Raw genomic sequence first — 17,046 nt, forward strand, 5'->3', positions numbered from 1 at the left:
CTCCGCGATCTGCTGCAGCGTCGCCCCAATGTCCGCCGTACGCGTCGTCGTCATCGACTGCACGGAGACGGGCGCGTCCCCGCCCACGGCCACCGGCCCCACGTGGATCTTCCGGCTGACACGGCGGTCGGCCAGCTTGGTCGGTACGTCCGGCATTCCCAGCGCAATGGCAGTCATCTGGCGAGCAACCCCAAGGTTTGATCAAGGTCCCGAGATCGGCGGGCTCCGGAAACCGAGGTTACGACACCGGGGTTGCGCGAGGCACATCGCGCGCCCCACACCGCCCGAAAGTAGGCAATCGGGCACCGCAGGTGATGATGCGGATGCCCGATTGTCCGACTTCCGTACATGCGTTCTACCCGGTCAGCCCGTTAGACGTACCGGATTGACCACGTCGGCGACGAGGACCAGGAGCGTGAAACAGATGAAGATGCCCGCAACCACGTAGGCGACCGGCATCAGCTTTGCCACGTCGAAGGGGCCGGGGTCGGGGCGCCGGAAGACCTTGGCGAAGGCGCGGCGCAGGGACTCCCACAGGGCGCCCGCGATGTGCCCGCCGTCCAGCGGCAGCAGCGGCAGCATGTTGAACAGGAAGAGGGAGAGGTTGAACCCCGCGACCAGGAAGAGCATGGTCGCCACCCGCTGCGAGGGCGGGATGTCCAGGGAGAAGACCTCGCCGCCGACGCGGGCCGCGCCGACCACGCCCATCGGGGAGTCCTGCTTGCGCTCGCCGCCGTTGAACGCGGCGTTCCAGAGGTCGGGGACCTTGCCGGGCAGTGCGATCAGCGAGTCGACGCCCTGCGTGACCATGTTGCCCATGCGGTCGACGGACTGGCCGAAGTCCTGCCGGACGATGCCGCTGGCGGGCGTGAAGCCGAGGAAGCCGGCGGTGACGTACTGGTCGGCGACGTAGCCGCCGTGGCCGTCCGTCTTGGCGACCTTGTTCTTGATGAGGTCGGCGTGCAGCACCTTCTCCGCGCCGTCCCGCCGGACGGTGATCGTCGCGGGCCCGGTGGTGTCGCGGATGGCCTGCTGGAGGGTGTTCCAGTCGGGCACGGCCCGCCCGTCGAAGGCGACGATCTTGTCGCCGGCCCGCAGCCCGGCCGCCTTGGCCGGGGAGTCCTTGGCGTCGGACGGGCACTTGTCGGTCTTGGCGGAGGCGGCGATGACGCAGTCCGAGACCGAGCCGACCTGGGTGGTCTGGGTGTTGATGCCGAAGCCCATCAGGACGCTCATGAAGATCACGACCGCGAGGATCAGGTTCATGAACGGCCCGGCGAACATCACGATGACGCGCTTCCAGGGCTTGCGGGTGTAGAACAGCCGCTTCTCGTCGCCCGGCTGCAGCTCCTCAAAGGCGGCCGAGCGGGCGTCCTCGATCATGCCGCGCCAGGGCGAGGTGGAGCGGGCCGAGAGCTTCCCGTCGTCGCCGGGCGGGAACATGCCGATCATGCGGATGTAGCCGCCGGCCGGGATGGCCTTGATGCCGTACTCGGTGTCGCCCTTGCGGCGGGAGAAGATCGTCGGTCCGAACCCGACCATGTACTGCGGCACGCGGATGCCGAACATCTTCGCCGTCGAGAGGTGTCCCAGCTCGTGCCAGGCGATCGAGAAGAGCAGGCCGACGACGAAGACGACGATGCCAAGAACGGTCATCCAGGTCGTCATGCGCGGGCCTCCGATGGTGTACGTGCCGCACGGGCGGCCAGTTCGCGGGCGCGGGCGCGCGCCCAGGTCTCCGCTTCCAGTACGTCCGAGAGGGTCAGGGAGGTTCCCGGCGCGGGCGTGCCGTGCTCGGCGACGACTTCGGCGACCGTATCGACAATTCCTGTGAACGGCAGCCCGCCCTTCAAGAATGCGTCCACGCACTCCTCGTTGGCGGCGTTGAAGACGGCGGGGGCGGTGCCGCCGAGCGCGCCGACGTGGCAGGCGAGCGGTACGGAGGGGAAGGCGTCCTGGTCCAGCGGGAAGAACTCCCAGGTCTGGGCCTTGGTCCAGTCGATGCCGGGCGCCGCGTCCGGCACCCGGTCGGGCCAGCCGAGTCCCAGCGCGATGGGCATCCGCATGTCGGGCGGGCTGGCCTGGGCGAGGGTGGAGCCGTCGGTGAACTCCACCATGGAGTGGATGTAGGACTGCGGGTGGACGACGACCTCGATGCGCTCGAACGGCACGTCGTACAGCAGGTGTGCCTCGATGACCTCCAGGCCCTTGTTGACCAGGGTCGCGGAGTTGATCGTGATGACCGGGCCCATCGCCCAGGTGGGGTGTGCGAGCGCCTGTTCGGGGGTGACGGCGGCCAGCTCGGCCTTGCTGCGGCCGCGGAAGGGGCCGCCGGAGGCGGTGACGACGAGCTTGCGCACCTCGTCGCGGCGGCCGCCCATCAGGCCCTGGAAGAGCGCGGAGTGCTCGGAGTCGACGGGGACGATCTGGCCGGGCTTCGCGAGCGCCTTGACCAGCGGGCCGCCCACGATCAGCGACTCCTTGTTGGCGAGCGCGAGGGAGGCGCCGCTCTCCAGGGCCGCGAGGGTGGGCGCGAGGCCGATGGAGCCGGTGATGCCGTTCAGTACGGTGTGGCACTTGGTACCGGCGAGCCGGGTGGCGGCGTCGGGGCCGGCCAGGATCTCCGGCAGCGGCTCGCCCGGTCCGTACTGCGCCGACAGGGCCTCGCGCAGCGCGGGCACGACGTCCTCGCGGGCCACCGCGACCGTACCGACGCGCAGCTGCCGCGCCTGCTCGGCGAGGAGCGCGACCCGGCCGCCGGCGGCGGACAGGGCGGTGACGCGGAAGCGGTCCGGGTTGCGCAGCACGAGATCGATCGCCTGGGTGCCGATGGAGCCGGTCGAACCGAGGATCACGATGTCGCGTGGCTCGCCGGGTGCGGCGGCCGGCGGGTCGAAACGCAGGTGCGGATGGGCGAGGGATTCCGTCATGGGCACCATTGTGGCCGGTCACGTCCGGAGTGCGGACACCAGCTCGCAGGAGATCCGGCCGGAGGGGGGCGCCGGGAGGCACGCCGGGTGGTGCGCGCGCCGGGCCCGCCGGTCGGCGGGTACCGGAGCCGCCCGGGGAGATTCGCTGGTCACGGAGCGGAAACAGTGGCTGTCGGGGGCCCGGTCGCTGCTTAGCCTCGGGAAATGAGTCCGCCGAGCCGCGAGGAGTGCCGCCCGTGGAGAGCCCGCGCGAGCGTGTGGAGACCACGCTGACCCGCTACTTCCAGCTGTGCGACGTGCCGGCGCCGAGCGGCGCGGGCGGCCCCGGGGCGGTACGGGAGGCGCTGTCCGCGCTGTTCAGCGAGGACGCGGTGTGGGAGGGCGTGGGGCCCGCGTACGCCGCGAAGTTCGGCCGGGCGCAGGGGCGGAAGGCGGTCGTCGCGAAGGTCGCCTCGTTCCTGCCGCCGCGCCCGCACTTCACGTCCACCGTCCATCTGCTGGGGCAGGGCACGGTCGTGACGGACGGGGTGACCGCGCACGGGACGTGGCCGCTGCAGCAGTTCTCGCGCTATGTGTCGGGCGAGGCGGAGCTGCTGGTGGCCCGGCTGGAGGTGGCCTTCTACCTGAGCGAGGAGCGGACACTGATCACGCACTTCCGCACCGAGCGGATGTTCCGCACTCCGCTGAGCTGATGCGTGCGGGCGCAGTACGGGCCGGTCCTCGTGCTTCACGAGGACCGGCCCGTCCCCCGTCCCGTCACCGGCGGATCCGCCCGTCACCGGATCCGCCGGTGTACGTCTCACCTGATGCGCCGGTGCACGTTCTCCCTCCTCGCGGGCCCCGGTGTCGCGTCCGCGATCCACGGGCCGTCGCCGCTGGGGTCGATGACGCCCTCCTCCAGCCAGGCGTACGTACCGGTCAGCACCCCGGCCACGACCTTGCGGTCAAGGTCGTCGGTGTTGGTCCACAGCCGTGCGAACAGCTCTTCGACCCGGACCCTGGCCTGCCGGCAGAACACCTCGGCGAGCTGGTGCGCCTCGCGGCCGTGCTCGCCGGTGGACAGCAGGTGCTCGGCCCGTACGCACGCCGCGCTCATCGCGAACAGCTCCGCGCCGATGTCCACGATCCGCCCGAGGAAGCCCTGCTTGGTCTCCATCCGGCCCTGCCAGCGGGACATCGCGTAGAACGTGGCGCGTGCGAGCTTGCGGGCGCTGCGTTCGACGTACCGCAGGTGCGTCGCCAGCTCGCCGAACTCCGCGTACGCGCCGGGCACCTGGCCGGGCCCGGCGACCAGCTTGGGCAGCCAGCGGGCGTAGAAGCCGCCCGCCCGCGCCGCGGCCTTCCCCTTGTCCGTGAGGGACTTTTCGGGGTCGATGAGGTCACCGGCGACGGACAGGTGGGCGTCCACCGCCTCGCGGGCGATGAGCAGGTGCATGATCTCCGTGGAGCCTTCGAAGATCCGGTTGATGCGCATGTCGCGCAGGACCTGCTCGGCGGGGACGGCCCGTTCGCCGCGCGCGGCGAGCGACTCCGCGGTCTCGAAGCCGCGGCCGCCGCGGATCTGGACCAGCTCGTCCGCCATCAGCCAGCCCATCTCCGAGCCGTACAGCTTGGCGAGCGCCGCTTCGATGCGGATGTCGTTGCGGTCCTCGTCGGCCATCTGCGAGGAGAGGTCGACGACGGCCTCCAGCGCGAAGGTGGTGGCGGCGATGAAGGAGATCTTGCCGCCGACCGCCTCGTGGTTGGCGACCGGTTTGCCCCACTGCTCGCGCGCCGCGGACCACTCGCGGGCGATCTTCAGGCACCACTTGCCGACGCCCACGCACATGGCGGGCAGCGACAGCCGTCCGGTGTTGAGCGTGGTCAGCGCGATCTTCAGGCCGGCGCCCTCGGGCCCTATGCGGTTCGCGGCGGGGACCCGTACCTGATGGAAGCGGGTGACGCCGTTCTCGATGCCGCGCAGCCCCATGAAGGCGTTGCGGTTCTCCACCGTGATGCCGTCCGAGCCCGCCTCGACGACGAAGGCGGTGATGCCGCCCTTGTGCCCCTCGGACTTCGGTACGCGCGCCATGACCACGAGCAGGTCGGCGACGACCCCGTTGGTCGTCCACAGCTTCACGCCGTCCAGTACGTACTCGTCCCCGTCCGGTACGGCCATGGTGGCCAGCCGGGCCGGGTCCGAACCTACGTCCGGTTCGGTGAGCAGGAACGCGGAGATGTCCGTACGGGCGAGGCGCGGCAGGAACTGGTCCTTCTGCTCCTGTGTGCCGAAGAGTTTCAGCGGCTGCGGTACGCCGATCGACTGGTGCGCGGAGAGCAGCGCCCCGATCGCGGGGCTGGCGGAACCGACCAGTGCCAGGGCCTTGTTGTAGTACACCTGGGTGAGGCCCAGGCCGCCGTACTTGGTGTCGATCTTCATGCCGAGCGCGCCGATCTCCTTGAGGCCGGCGATGGTCTCGTCGGGGATCTGCGCCTCGCGCTCGATGCGCGCACCGTCGATCTTCGTCTCGCAGAAGTCACGGAGCTTGGCGAGGAATTCCTCGCCACGCTGGACCGCTTCCGCGGCAGGGGTGGGATGCGGGTGTATGAGGTCGAGCCGAAAGCGCCCCAGGAACAGCTCCTTGGCGAAGCTGGGCTTGCGCCAGTCCTGTTCACGGGCCGCCTCGGCGACCTGCCGGGCTTCGCGTTCGGAGACGTTGCGGGTGGATGGAGCGGTCATGAGGAGGGTCACCTCACCGCGGAGTCGGGTCATCCGTACCGGTCCGCCAGGTTGGCTACCGGTCAGTTCGCCTGCCCGGGTTGGCTACCGGTCAGTGCTACTTGTGAGTCTGTACCCGATCCGCACGACTTGCACCAGCCTTCGCGCACACGGACGCAGGGCTGTGACCCCGGGGCCGGCGCCCGGCTCCCCGGTCCTCAGTCCCGCGGCGGGTCGATCAGCCCGCGCTGGTACGCCTTCACGAGACGGCGCGGCACGGTGTACTGACTGCCGTCGATGGTGATCGGCACCAGGTCCGGCTGCGCGGCCTTCCAGTTGGAGCGGCGGTGGCGGGTGTTGGAGCGGGACATCTTCCGCTTGGGGACGGCCATGGGGATCCTCCTGTCGGCAGGGCTCGGTACGGCCGCAGCTTACCTGAAAATGATTCCCATGTTTACGACGGGTCCGGTCGGCGCACCCGGTCCCGCGCAAACCGGAGGGCCGGGGCGCACCCGAATATGCGCCCCGGCCCCTGCTGTCCAGTTGTCCGGCCCTTGGCCGGAAGCGTCAGAGTTCCAGCCCGGTCATCACCATCACTCGCTCGTAGGTGTAGTCGTCCATCGCGTAGCGGACGCCCTCGCGGCCCACACCGGACTGCTTGGCGCCGCCGTACGGCATCTGGTCGGCGCGGTACGACGGCACGTCGCCGATGATCACGCCGCCCACCTCCAGCACCTTGTGGGCGCGGAAGGCGGTCTGCAGGTCGTGGGTGAACACGCCTGCCTGGAGGCCGTACTTGGAGCTGTTGACGGCGGCGAAGGCCGCGGCCGCGCCGTCCACCTTCTGGACCGAGAGGACCGGTCCGAAGACCTCTTCGCACGCGAGGGTAGTGCCCTCGGGGAGGTCGGCCAGCACGGTCGGCGCGTACGTGGCGCCCTCGCGCTTACCGCCGGCGAGCAGCTGGGCGCCGGCCTGCACGGCCTCGTCGACCCAGGACTCCACGCGCTTGGCGGCGTCCTCGCTGACCAGCGGGCCGACCTCGGTCGCGGGGTCCGTCGGGTCGCCGGTGACCTGGGCCTCGACGCGCTCGACGATCTTCGGCAGCAGCCGGTCGTACACGCTCGCGTCGGCGATCACGCGCTGCACGGAGATGCAGGACTGGCCGCCCTGGTAGTTGGAGAAGGTGGCAATGCGCTGCGCCGCCCAGTCCAGGTCCGCTTCGGAGGCGTAGTCGGCGAGGATCACGGCCGCGCCGTTGCCGCCGAGCTCCAGGGTGCAGTGCTTGCGCGGCACCGAGTCCATGATCGCGTAACCGACCGTCTCGGAGCCGGTGAAGGAGATCACCGGCAGCCGCTCGTCCTGGACCAGCGCGGGCATCCGGTCGTTCGGGACCGGGAGGATGCTCCAGGAGCCGGCCGGCAGGTCGGTCTCGGCCAGCAGCTCGCCGAGGATCAGGCCGGAGAGCGGGGTGGCCGGGGCGGGCTTGAGGATGATCGGGACGCCGGCCGCGATCGCCGGGGCGACCTTGTGGGCGCTCAGGTTGAGCGGGAAGTTGAACGGCGCGATGCCGAGCACGGTGCCCTTCGGGACCCGGCGGATCAGCGCGAGGCGGCCCGCGCCGCCGCCGTCGGTGTCCAGGCGCATGGCCTCGCCGGCGTTGAAGCGGCGGGCCTCCTCCGCGGCGAACCGGAAGACCGACACGGCGCGGCCGACCTCGCCGCGCGCCCACTTGATCGGCTTGCCGTTCTCCGCGGAGATGAGCTGCGCGATCTCCTCCGTACGCTCGACCAGGCGCTTGGTGACGTGGTCCAGCGCGGCGGCGCGCACGTGCGCGGGGGTGGCGGCGAACTCGGCCTGGACCGCGACGGACGCGGCCACGGCCTCCTCGACCTGCTCCTCGGTGGGCACGCTCACGGTGCCGACGGTGCGGCCGTCCCAGGGCGAGGTGACCTCGAAGGTCTCCGCGCCGGTGGCGGCTCGGCCGGCGAGCCAGAAAGCCGTGGTGGCTGCGTCATTACGGATCGGCACAGTGGATACCGGCCCTTCTCGGTGGCGTGGTGAGTGGCGTGCCGGTCGGTACGCGCGGCGGCTGCCTGCCGCGTCCGACCTCGGTCGCTCTTCCGGACGGGATCCACGGTAGGGCGGCGCTCCCGGACCGTCGTTTGTCCGGTGCGTACTACTACGGGAACGCGATCCGCCGGTTTGGCGAGTGCGGGGCCGGCCGGGCGGGTGCGGGGGCCGCTCGGCGGCGTACGCGGGGCGGTCCGGTGGGCGCGCGGCCCGGCAGGGCGGGGCAGGCCGTCGTTACGGAGTGTCCGGCGACAGCGTGGTGGCCTTCAGGGCCAGCCACAGTTCCATCCGTACGTCCGGGTCGTCCAGCGAGCGGCCGAGGATCTCCTCGACGCGGCGCATCCGGTAGCGCAGCGTGTGCCGGTGCACCCCGAGGTCGGCGGCGGCCGCGTCCCACTGACCGTGCCGGGACAGCCACGCGCGCAGCGAGGCGACGAGGTCGCCGCGGCCGGTCGCGTCGTGGTCGTGCAGCGCCCGCAGCATCCCGTCGGCGAAGGCGCGTACCGCGTCGTCCGCGAGCAGCGGCAGTACGGAGCCGGCCGCCACGTCCTCGTGCTCGACCAGGGCCCGCGCCCGCCGCCTGGCCACCGAGAGCGCCTGCTCGGCCTGGCGGTGCGCGGTCGCCGCAGCGGCCGGTCCGGACGGTGCGGAGAGGCCCACGGCCAGGCCCGGAGTGCCGCGGGCCGCGTCGGTGGCGGCGCTCTTGCGCGTGCCCGCTCCGGTACCGGAGCGGGCCTGCAGCGCGGCGGCGTGGTCGGCGCACGCCTCGATGGCGGCGCCGCCGTCCGCCGCGAGCACGGTCAGCCGGGTGCCGTCCGGGACCGCGAGCACCGCCTCGCCGCCGCGCGCCGCCGCCGACTCCACCGCGTCGGCCAGCGCGTCCAGCGTGCCCTGCGCGTCGTCGGCGGAACGCTCCTCGGCGCCGGTCACCGGCTCGGCCACCAGTACCCGGAACGGCGCGTCGAGCAGCCCGCCGTACAGCCGCCCCGCCACCGCGCGGGCGTGGTCCGGCTCGCCGGCCAGCAGCATCCGCAGCACCGCGGCGCCGAGCCGCTGCTCGGCGTCCTGCAGCGCGCGGGACCGTTCGGTGGTCAGGGTCAGCAGGGCGACGGCGGAGTGCATGGCATACCGCTCCGCCGTGCCCAGCGGGGCGCCCGTGCCGACCGCGAGGACGCCGCGCGCCCGGCGCCCCGTGCCCAGCGACTGCAGCTCCACCCGGTCGTCGCCCTCGGTGTCCGCCACCACCGAGCTGGCGGGGGCCGGCCGCTCCCGCAGCTTCGCGATGTCGTCGGTGAGGCGCGCCGCACGGCGGGCCGCCCAGTCGGGGGCCGCGGCGACGACCGCGCCGGAGGCGTCGTACAGCGCGGCCCAGCCCTTGAGGTGCGCGGCGAGCCGGGCGAGCAGCTCGGCCGGGCCCTCGGCGCTCAGCGCCGCCCGCGTCAGCTCCCGCTGCGCCTCGAAGCCCTCGGTCACCGCCCGGTACTGATCGGCGGCCACGGCCGCCGAGACGGCCTTGCTGATCGCCACGAACGGCGTCCGGCGCGGCACCGCCAGCAGCGGGAAGTCCGCCTCGCGGGCCGCGGTGAGCAGCGCCTCGGGCACGTCCTCGTAGTTCACCCCGACCGCGAAGCCCAGGCCGACCACGCCGGCGTCGGCGACGCGGTGCACGTACCGCCGCGCGACCTCCGGGTCCTCCGCGTCCAGCTTGAGCGCGGTGATCAGCAGGAGCTCGCCGCCCTCCATGTACGGCACCGGGTCGATCAGCTCGCTCACGTGCGCCCAGCGGACCGGTGTGTCCAGCCGGTCCTCGCCCGCGAGCACGGTCAGCTTGAGCGCGGAGTGGTGGGCGAGGGAGGCGAGGGTGTGAGGCATGGGACCTTCGATGCGCGTGAGGCGTGTGGCGGGGGTTTTCTCCGTCCCGTATGAACGGCCCTCACCGATTCTGCCTCAGCGGAGGAATCGAGGCGTTCCCTTCCGGGGCCGTGAGGGCCGTACGGGGCGCGAGCGCGGCGCGAAGCCGCACGTGACGGCGCACGCCCATGGCCTACGCCCCGTCCGCACGCCCTTCGCCCACGTGCCGTCCCCGCCGCGGGCCTCACCCCCGCAGATCCACCAGCACCGGCGGTGCCGACTCCCCCGTCACGGACGTCACCGACAGCACCGCGTGCCCGGCCGGTACGGCATTGGCCAGGTCCGACGCCGACCAGCGCTCCCGCTCCACGGTCCGTACCGTCACGGCCTTCGCCGTCACGTCCTTCCCCGTCACCAGCCGCCGGATGGAGTGCATCAGCTTGGTGAACGGCTCGTCGGAGACGATCTGCCGGTCGGTGACGTCCCGCGTCTCCACCCACGCCTTGCCCCACACCTCGGCGAACCGCGCGCCGTCCCACGTCGTCACGCCCGCGAACGCCATCCGGCAGCCGACCGTCCCCAGCAGCGCCCCGCGCAGCGCCTCCGGCACGTCGTCCAGCGCCCGCAGGGTCAGGACGACCCCGGCGTTCGCCGACCGCAGCCGCTGCAGTCCCCGCAGCGCCTCCTGCGTGACGACGTGCGAGGCGTCGTCGAGCACCAGGCACGCGAACACCGACCGGTCCGACCGCGCCACCGCGCACTCCGTGAACTGCGCCAGCACCAGCCGCGCGAGAATCCGCGACGCGTCCGCGTGGCCGCGCTCGGGAAGATCGATCCGTACCCGCAGCGGGCGGTCCAGCGCCCGCAGCGACACCTGCCGCGACTGCCCCGTCGGGTCGAAGAAGCCCGCGAACGCCGGTCGGTCCAGCAGCGCGATCCGGTCCGCGAGCAGCGCCCCGATGTCGCCCGCGCGCTGCGCCTGGCGCTCCCGCGCGTCCAGCTCACGCAGCGCGCCGTGCTCCCCCGCCGCCTCCAGCGCGCTCCGCAGCGCGGCGATCGCCTCCGGCGCCCCGTCCAGCAGCTCCCGCAGCTCCGCCACCCCGGGAAACCGCCCGTACGCCACCCGGAACGGCCCCAGCAACTGCCCCAGCACCGTCCCGGCCCGCCGCCCTTCCCCACCCGGCGCCCCGGCCACCACATCCCCCACCAAAGCCTCCGCCAGCACGGCAGCGGCTTCGTCGGGGTCGGTCGTACCACCGTAGAGGTCGAGGTCGCAGGGCGATTCGCGGTGCCCGACGCGGACGACGGCATCGAACGCGTCGGCCCCCGCCGGCCCGGCCCCGGCCGCCCCGACCGAGACCACCGCGGCCCGGCCGGCGAGCGCCTGCAGGCACATCGCCTCCAGGACGGGGCGCACCAGGCCGTTGGTCTTGCCCGCACCGGGCGGCCCGACCGCCAGCAGCGAGGTCCCGAGCACGGCCGGGTCGAGCGCGCAGCCGACGCCTCGCCGCTCGTAGGGGTTGCGGACGTCGTCGGAGGCGGTGCCGATGCGTACCTGGCCGGTGAGCAGGTCGTGCCGGGCGGTCCGCACCGGCAGGTCGCGGGCGCCGGAGGGGTGACCGCAGGCGCCGGAGCCGTGCTGCTGGACGCTGTCGACGAACGCGGGGAGGCGGCCGGTCTGCGCCCGTACGGACTCCCAGGCCCGGGTGATCCGCGCATGATCGACGTCATTCATCAGCCCGGCCCACGCCTCCCGGGCCAGCCGCTCCGCGGCGGCCCCCGCCCCTGCGGCCCGCAACTCGGCCCATTCGGCGTGGTCGACCTGGAGGACGGGGGCGGCGGAGGCGGACGCGTCCGCGGCCTCGGCCCTGCGGCTCCGGTCCCCCGGGGCACAGCGGCGCCACGCCTCGGCCCAGCACCCGAAGGGGCTGAAGAGTGCCAGCAGCAGCGCGAGGTCGATGAGGGAGTAGCTCGTGGAGTAGTAGAAGTACGACGCCGCGTCGCCCGAGACGGGGGTCAGGTTCTCCAGCTGGAGCATGAGAAGCGAGGAATCGCGTGACTCATCGGTGCACCACTGCCAGAGGAGCCAGACGACGGCCAGGGCCAGCACGACGCGCAGGATCAGCGCGCCACCGGGCATGGCGGCCGGGTCCTTCGGTGCCAGCCACCCGGGCAGTCTTTTCCACACCCGGCGGCCCACGGGGGCGAGCAGCCGCCGGAAGAGGGCGGGCCACCGCCCGACCCGTCCGAAGAGCACGACGATCGCGCCGAGGACGATCGCCATGTAGACGAACGAGGAGATGACGCCCGTATTACCCGTCTTCCAGGAATCGGGGAGCATCACTTCCAGGGGCCACTTCCAGTAGGGCCCGAGATAGCCGTTCATCAGCAGCGACCACAGCAGCCAGGCACACAGGAACGAGATGACGGCCCCGGCGATCAGCTGCGGCACCGCGATCTCGTGCGGCTCCTCCTTGGGCCGGGGCCGGTGTTCGAAGGACCAGATGCCCGGGCCCGCCAGGACGCGTGGGGCGCGGAGCCAGGTCATGAAGGGGGATTCCGGCGCGCCGGGTGCCCCGCCGGGCGCCGGCCCGGCGGCAGGTGGCACCTGCGGCATCGGCGGTGTCATCGGTGGTCCGGGCCGAACCGCCGGATGTGGGATTCCGGGCGAGTGGGTGTTGCGTGCGTCGTGCGTGCCCTCGGTGTCCATCCGGTGTCCCTGTTCCCCCTAGTCAGCGGTGGCGGTGCGGCGAGCGGCGAGCGGTGTGCCGCGGGTCAATCTACTGGCCGTGCGCCGTCCCCATACCCGGCCCGCGCGATGTCCGCACCGGACAACCGCTATGTCCGGTGCGGACAACGCGGGGCGCGCACTTCTCCCGAACGGTGCATGCCGCTCCCGCCCCGCCGCCCCTAGCCTGCGAAACGCAATCCCTTTAGTACGTCACGTAGTACGCCGCCTCAGTGCGTCCGCGTCCTCGTTCCCTCCAGGAGACTCCCATGTCCGAACTGACCGGAGGCCCCGCCCTCCCCCAGGAGCGCCGCGTCGTCACCGCGATCCCCGGCCCCAAGTCCCAGGAGCTGTGGGAGCGCAAGCAGGCCACCGTGGCGGCCGGTGTCGGCGCGGTCCTGCCCGTCTTCATCAAGCGCGCCGGCGGCGGCGTCCTGGAGGACGTGGACGGCAACTCCCTCATCGACTTCGGCTCCGGCATCGCCGTGACCTCGGTCGGCAGCAGCGCCGAGGCCGTCGTGCGCCGCGCGACCGCGCAGCTCGCGGACTTCACCCACACCTGTGCCATGGTCACGCCGTACGAGCCGTACATCGAGGTCTGTGAGCAGCTCGCCGAGCTGACCCCGGGCGACCACGAGAAGAAGTCCGCCCTGTTCAACTCGGGTGCGGAGGCCGTGGAGAACGCGGTCAAGATCGCGCGTGCGTACACCAAGCGCCAGGCTGTGGTCGTGTTCGACCACGGTTACCACGGCCGTACGAACCTGACGATGGCGCTGACGGCGAAGAACATGCCGTACAAGCACGGCTTCGGGCCGTTCGCACCCGAGGTCTACCGGGTGCCGCTGGCCTACCCGTACCGCTGGCTGACCGGCCCGGAGAACTGCGCGCAGGAGGCCGCCGACCAGGCCATCTCGCAGATCACCAAGCAGATCGGCGCCGAGAACGTCGCCGCGATCATCATCGAGCCGGTGCTCGGCGAGGGCGGCTTCATCGAGCCGGCGAAGGGCTTCCTGCCTGCCATTGCCCAGTTCGCCAAGGACAACGGGATTGTCTTCGTGGCGGATGAGATCCAGTCGGGCTTCTGCCGGACCGGGCAGTGGTTCGCGTGTGAGGACGAGGGCATCGTGCCGGACCTCATCACGACCGCGAAGGGCATCGCCGGCGGTCTGCCGCTGGCCGCCGTGACCGGTCGCGCGGAAATGATGGACGCTGCCCACGCGGGCGGCCTCGGTGGTACGTACGGCGGTAACCCCGTCGCCTGCGCCGCAGCCGTCGGCGCCATCGAGACCATGCGCGAGCTGGACCTGAACGCCAAGGCCAAGCGCATCGAAGAGGTCATGAAGGCCCGCCTGCAGACCATGGCCGAGAAGTACGACATCATCGGCGAGGTCCGCGGCCGCGGCGCGATGATCGCGATCGAGCTGGTGCAGTCCGGCTCGAAGGACCCGAACCCGGAGGCGACCTCGGCGCTGGCCAAGGCGTGCCACCAGGAGGGCCTGCTCATCCTGACCACCGGCACGTACGGCAACGTCATCCGCTTCCTGCCGCCGCTGGTCATCGGCGAGGACCTGCTGAACGAGGGCCTGGACATCCTGGAGTCGGCCTTCGCCGCACTCTGAGACGCCTGAGTCACCAAGCACCGAGCGCCCGTACGCATGTTCGTACGGGCGCTCAGTGCTTTCCCGGGCACGGACGGGCCGGAAAGGCGCCGACGGACCCCGGAATCCGGGCTACCGGCCTGAAGTGGCGAGACCGCGTGAAGAAGATGTGCGGGGGCCATGGCGGGTGGGTGATCCGCCTGTTGGAGGGCCACCGCTCTGCCGTACGGTTTCTGCAGATGAGAGAAACACCCCGCTCGCAGGGGACTGCGAGCGATGCCCGGTCGGTGCTTCCCCGGCTTCGACCAGGCCGTGCCCTCGCGCACACCACCGGAGCCTCTGGCTCCGGGAATCCTCACCGATCGGATGGCCGCCCGCCCCAGACCCCCCGGGGCGCGCGGTTCACCGGTCAGCACGGCCGTCCCGGAACCACCCCCCCTGTTCCGGGGCGGCCGGCCTCTCTCTCCGCCCTCGCGGGCACACTGGCCGCGACGCTCGCGCTCTTCGCGCTCCTCACCTGGCAGGTCGCGGCCCACGGACCGCTGCTGCGGCTGGACGCCCGGCTGGACCACGTCCTCGTGGACCGCGCCCTCCCGGCGCCGCTCGCCGAACTCCTCGCCGATCTGGGCAACATGGCGGTGGCCCTGCCCGTGCTGCTGGCCGCCGCGGTGTACGCGGGATGGCGCGGCCACGCCGCCGGGCTCCCCCGCTGGTGGCTGCCGCCGCTCGCCGCCGCCGTCGCGATGACCCTGGTACCGGCGTGCGTCGGGCCGCTGCAGGCCGCGCTCGCCCGGCCCGCGCCGCCGGGCCCGCTGGCCGGCACGACCGGCTTCTACCCTTCCGGGCACGCCGCGACGGCCGCCGTCGCCTACGGGGCGGCCGCACTGCTCCTGCTCCCGTACGCGGCCGCCCCGCCGGCCCGCCGTCTGCTGCTCGCCACGGCGCTCGTCCTCGTCCTGGCGAACGGTCCCGGCCTGGTCGTCCGCGGCTACCACTGGCCGGTGGACGTCCTCGGCTCCTGGGCCCTGTCGGCAGCGCTGCTCCTCCTCTTGTACGGACTTCTGTACGGGCTCCTCCACGGGCTCCTGTACGGAACGGTCAGCCGTCGCCGGCCCCCGCCACCCGAGCCGCCGCCTCGTGCAGAGCGAGTTCCAGGACGCCCGGGTCGGTGAGCGTGCCGTCGCCGTCCGGGGGGACGAGCCAGCGGGTGCCGCCGGTGTACCGGCCCGGGTAGGGCACGACGATCCAGGTGCCCCGGCCGGCCCCGCGCACCCCGGTGCCGAGCCAGCGGGCCGTCGTGCCCGGCGGGACGAAGAAGCCCATGCGGCCCTCCCCGAAGTCGGCGAGGACCGGTCCTGGCCGGTCCAGGCAGCTGGTGAGCACGTCCAGGGTGGGGTGGCCCAGGTCGCCGGGGACGATCAGCACGTCCCAGGCCAGCCCGGCCGGGAGGAGCGTCACCCCGAGCGGATTGCGCTCCCATTCGAAGCGGCAGGCTTCCGGGTCCGGTGCCACCGATACGAGCCATTCCACGGCACGCTTGTCCCCCGTGGGGTCCATATCCGCCTCCCTCACTCGTGCGCCGGCCCGTCGGGGCCGCGTTCCGAGAGGGAGAGGCGCTGACCGCCGCCTCCTTACACGGGTTGATCAAGAACTTGGGTGTCATGGGTCACACCGACCACCAAGTGGTGCGCGGGCGCGCCCCGTGGGCCCGCCCGCGCCGGGTCAGCTGTCGAAGCCCAGCCCCATCTTGTCCATCGCCTTCAGCCAGAGGTTCCGCCGGCCGCCACGGGCGTCCGCGCGGGACATCGACCACTGGGTGATGCCGATGCCAGCCCAGCGCAGCGGCTCCGGCGGGAACGGCAGCGGCTTCGTGCGGACCATCTCCAGCTCCGTGCGCTCCGTGCGGGCGCCGGAGAGCAGGTCGAGCATGACGTCGGCGCCGAAGCGGGTGGCGCCCACACCGAGGCCGGTGTAGCCCGCCGCGTACGCGACCCGGCCGGCGTGCGCGGTGCCGAAGAACGCCGAGAAGCGGGAACAGGTGTCGATCGCGCCGCCCCAGGCATGGCTGAAGCGGACCTCCTCCAGTTGCGGGAAGTGCTGGAAGAAGTGGCGGGCGAGCTTCTCGTAGGTGGCGGGGTGGTGGTCGTACTCGGCGCGGACGCCGCCGCCGTAGCGGTAGATGGCGTCATAACCGCCCCACAGGATGCGGTTGTCGGCGGTGAGGCGGAAATAGTGGAAGTGGTTGTTGCTGTCGGACAGCCCCTGGCGGTTCTTCCAGCCGACGGCGGCGAGCTGCTCCTCGGTGAGCGGCTCGGTCATCAGCGCGTGGTCGTAGACCGGGACGAGGTACGGGCGGACCCGGCGGACCAGGTTCGGGAAGGCGTTGGTGCCGAGCGCCACGTGGCGGGCGAAGACGCGCCCGTAGGGCGTGCGGACCGCCATGCCCGTGCCGTCGGAGGCCAGGTCGGTGGCGCGGGTGTGCTCGTAGATCCGTACGCCCTGGTCCAGGCACGCCTGCTTCAGGCCCCAGGCCAGGCGGGCCGGGTTGAGCATGGCGACGCCGTCGCGGTTCCACAGGCCGGCCAGGAAGGCCGGCGAGTCGACCTCGGCGCGCACGGCGTCCTGGTCGAGGAAGTCGTACCCGGTGAGGCCGAGGCGGGCGGCATCCTCGGCGGCCTCGCGGAGCTCGGCGATCTGGTGCGGCTCGGTGGCGAGGTCGATCTCGCCGGTGCGCTCGAAGTCGCAGTCGATGCCGTACCGCTGGACGGCCTGCCCGATGGCGTCGAGGTTGCGGGCGCCCAGCTCTTCGAGTTTCTTCAGCTCGCCGGGCCAGCGGGCCAGGCCGTTGCCGAGGCCGTGGGTGAGCGAGGCGGCGCAGAAGCCGCCGTTGCGGCCGGAGGCGGCCCAGCCGACTTCCTGGCCCTCGACGAGGACGACGTCGCGCTCCGGGTCGCGCTCCTTGGCCAGCAGCGCGGTCCACAGGCCGCTGTAGCCGCCGCCGACGACGAGCAGGTCGCACCGTTCGTCGCCGACGAGGGCCGGGAGGGCCGCGGGGCGGTCCGGGTCGTCCAGCCAGAAGGGGGTGGGGGCGGCCTCGGCGAGCGCGTGCACGGCCGGTGCGGGCGTCCGGGCGGTCTGCCCGGCGGTCGGGTTCATGGCAGCTCGTGCCAT

The 17,046-nt window shown here is 72.5% G+C and carries 13 protein-coding genes; 3 read left to right on the forward strand and 10 right to left on the reverse strand.

Translation table 11 applies throughout. The features are described from left to right. The 3 genes from IG84_RS40320 to dxr all read right to left on the reverse strand — a co-directional run. Positions 1-177: flavodoxin-dependent (E)-4-hydroxy-3-methylbut-2-enyl-diphosphate synthase (locus IG84_RS40320; protein WP_169749920.1), on the reverse strand; the 177-nt coding region annotated here is incomplete at its 3' end. Between the two features lie 186 nt (positions 178-363). Continuing rightward, entirely contained in the window at positions 364-1,668 is a 1,305-nt protein-coding gene (locus tag IG84_RS0135315) for a M50 family metallopeptidase (protein WP_031066915.1), read from the reverse strand. Then, entirely contained in the window at positions 1,665-2,930 is a 1,266-nt protein-coding gene (gene dxr / locus IG84_RS0135320) for a 1-deoxy-D-xylulose-5-phosphate reductoisomerase (protein WP_031066918.1), read from the reverse strand. Before dxr ends, IG84_RS0135315 begins: the two co-directional genes overlap by 4 nt. Positions 2,931-3,166: 236 nt before the next feature. Between dxr and IG84_RS0135325 the strand changes: the two genes are divergently transcribed. After that, positions 3,167-3,622: a nuclear transport factor 2 family protein gene (locus IG84_RS0135325; protein WP_051862823.1), complete on the forward strand. Its 456-nt coding sequence runs from the start codon at positions 3,167-3,169 to the stop codon at positions 3,620-3,622. A 107-nt stretch (positions 3,623-3,729) separates the two neighbouring features. On the opposite strand, the gene IG84_RS0135330 is transcribed toward IG84_RS0135325, so the two are convergent. The 5 genes from IG84_RS0135330 to IG84_RS0135350 all read right to left on the reverse strand — a co-directional run bounded on the left by IG84_RS0135330 (position 3,730) and on the right by IG84_RS0135350 (position 12,259). Next, on the reverse strand, positions 3,730-5,649 hold the full coding sequence (locus tag IG84_RS0135330) for an acyl-CoA dehydrogenase family protein (protein ID WP_031066925.1): 1,920 nt from the start codon (positions 5,647-5,649) through the stop codon (positions 3,730-3,732). Positions 5,650-5,846: 197 nt separating this feature from the next. Beyond that, a complete protein-coding gene (gene rpmF / locus IG84_RS0135335; RefSeq protein ID WP_030624779.1) occupies positions 5,847-6,020 on the reverse strand; it encodes a 50S ribosomal protein L32 in 174 nt (57 codons plus the stop codon). A 175-nt stretch (positions 6,021-6,195) separates the two neighbouring features. After that, positions 6,196-7,656 (reverse strand): aldehyde dehydrogenase family protein, encoded by a 1,461-nt coding sequence (locus IG84_RS0135340; protein WP_031066928.1) that lies wholly within the window; start codon positions 7,654-7,656, stop codon positions 6,196-6,198. Positions 7,657-7,932: 276 nt separating this feature from the next. Further along, entirely contained in the window at positions 7,933-9,570 is a 1,638-nt protein-coding gene (locus IG84_RS0135345; RefSeq protein ID WP_031066932.1) for a PucR family transcriptional regulator, read from the reverse strand. 223 nt (positions 9,571-9,793) lie between these two features. Beyond that, positions 9,794-12,259, reverse strand: coding sequence for a hypothetical protein (locus IG84_RS0135350; protein WP_031066935.1), 2,466 nt, complete (start codon positions 12,257-12,259; stop codon positions 9,794-9,796). 287 nt (positions 12,260-12,546) lie between these two features. Between IG84_RS0135350 and gabT the strand changes: the two genes are divergently transcribed. Together gabT and IG84_RS40325 are read left to right on the forward strand one after the other, a co-directional pair. Next, the gene (gene gabT, locus IG84_RS0135355) at positions 12,547-13,896 is read left to right on the forward strand and encodes a 4-aminobutyrate--2-oxoglutarate transaminase (protein ID WP_031066937.1); all 1,350 of its coding nucleotides are present in this window, start codon (positions 12,547-12,549) and stop codon (positions 13,894-13,896) included. Between the two features lie 218 nt (positions 13,897-14,114). Then, positions 14,115-15,047: a phosphatase PAP2 family protein gene (locus tag IG84_RS40325; RefSeq protein ID WP_078649830.1), complete on the forward strand. Its 933-nt coding sequence runs from the start codon at positions 14,115-14,117 to the stop codon at positions 15,045-15,047. Here the strand turns inward: IG84_RS40325 and IG84_RS0135365 are convergent. Together IG84_RS0135365 and IG84_RS0135370 are read right to left on the reverse strand one after the other, a co-directional pair. Next, entirely contained in the window at positions 14,974-15,432 is a 459-nt protein-coding gene (locus IG84_RS0135365; RefSeq protein ID WP_031066943.1) for a hypothetical protein, read from the reverse strand. The two genes, IG84_RS40325 and IG84_RS0135365, sit on opposite strands and share 74 nt — an antisense overlap. A gap of 165 nt (positions 15,433-15,597) precedes the next feature. Continuing rightward, entirely contained in the window at positions 15,598-17,046 is a 1,449-nt protein-coding gene (locus tag IG84_RS0135370) for an NAD(P)/FAD-dependent oxidoreductase (RefSeq protein ID WP_078649832.1), read from the reverse strand.

The organism is Streptomyces ochraceiscleroticus (assembly GCF_000720485.1).
Lineage (GTDB): Bacteria > Actinomycetota > Actinomycetes > Streptomycetales > Streptomycetaceae > Streptomyces > Streptomyces ochraceiscleroticus.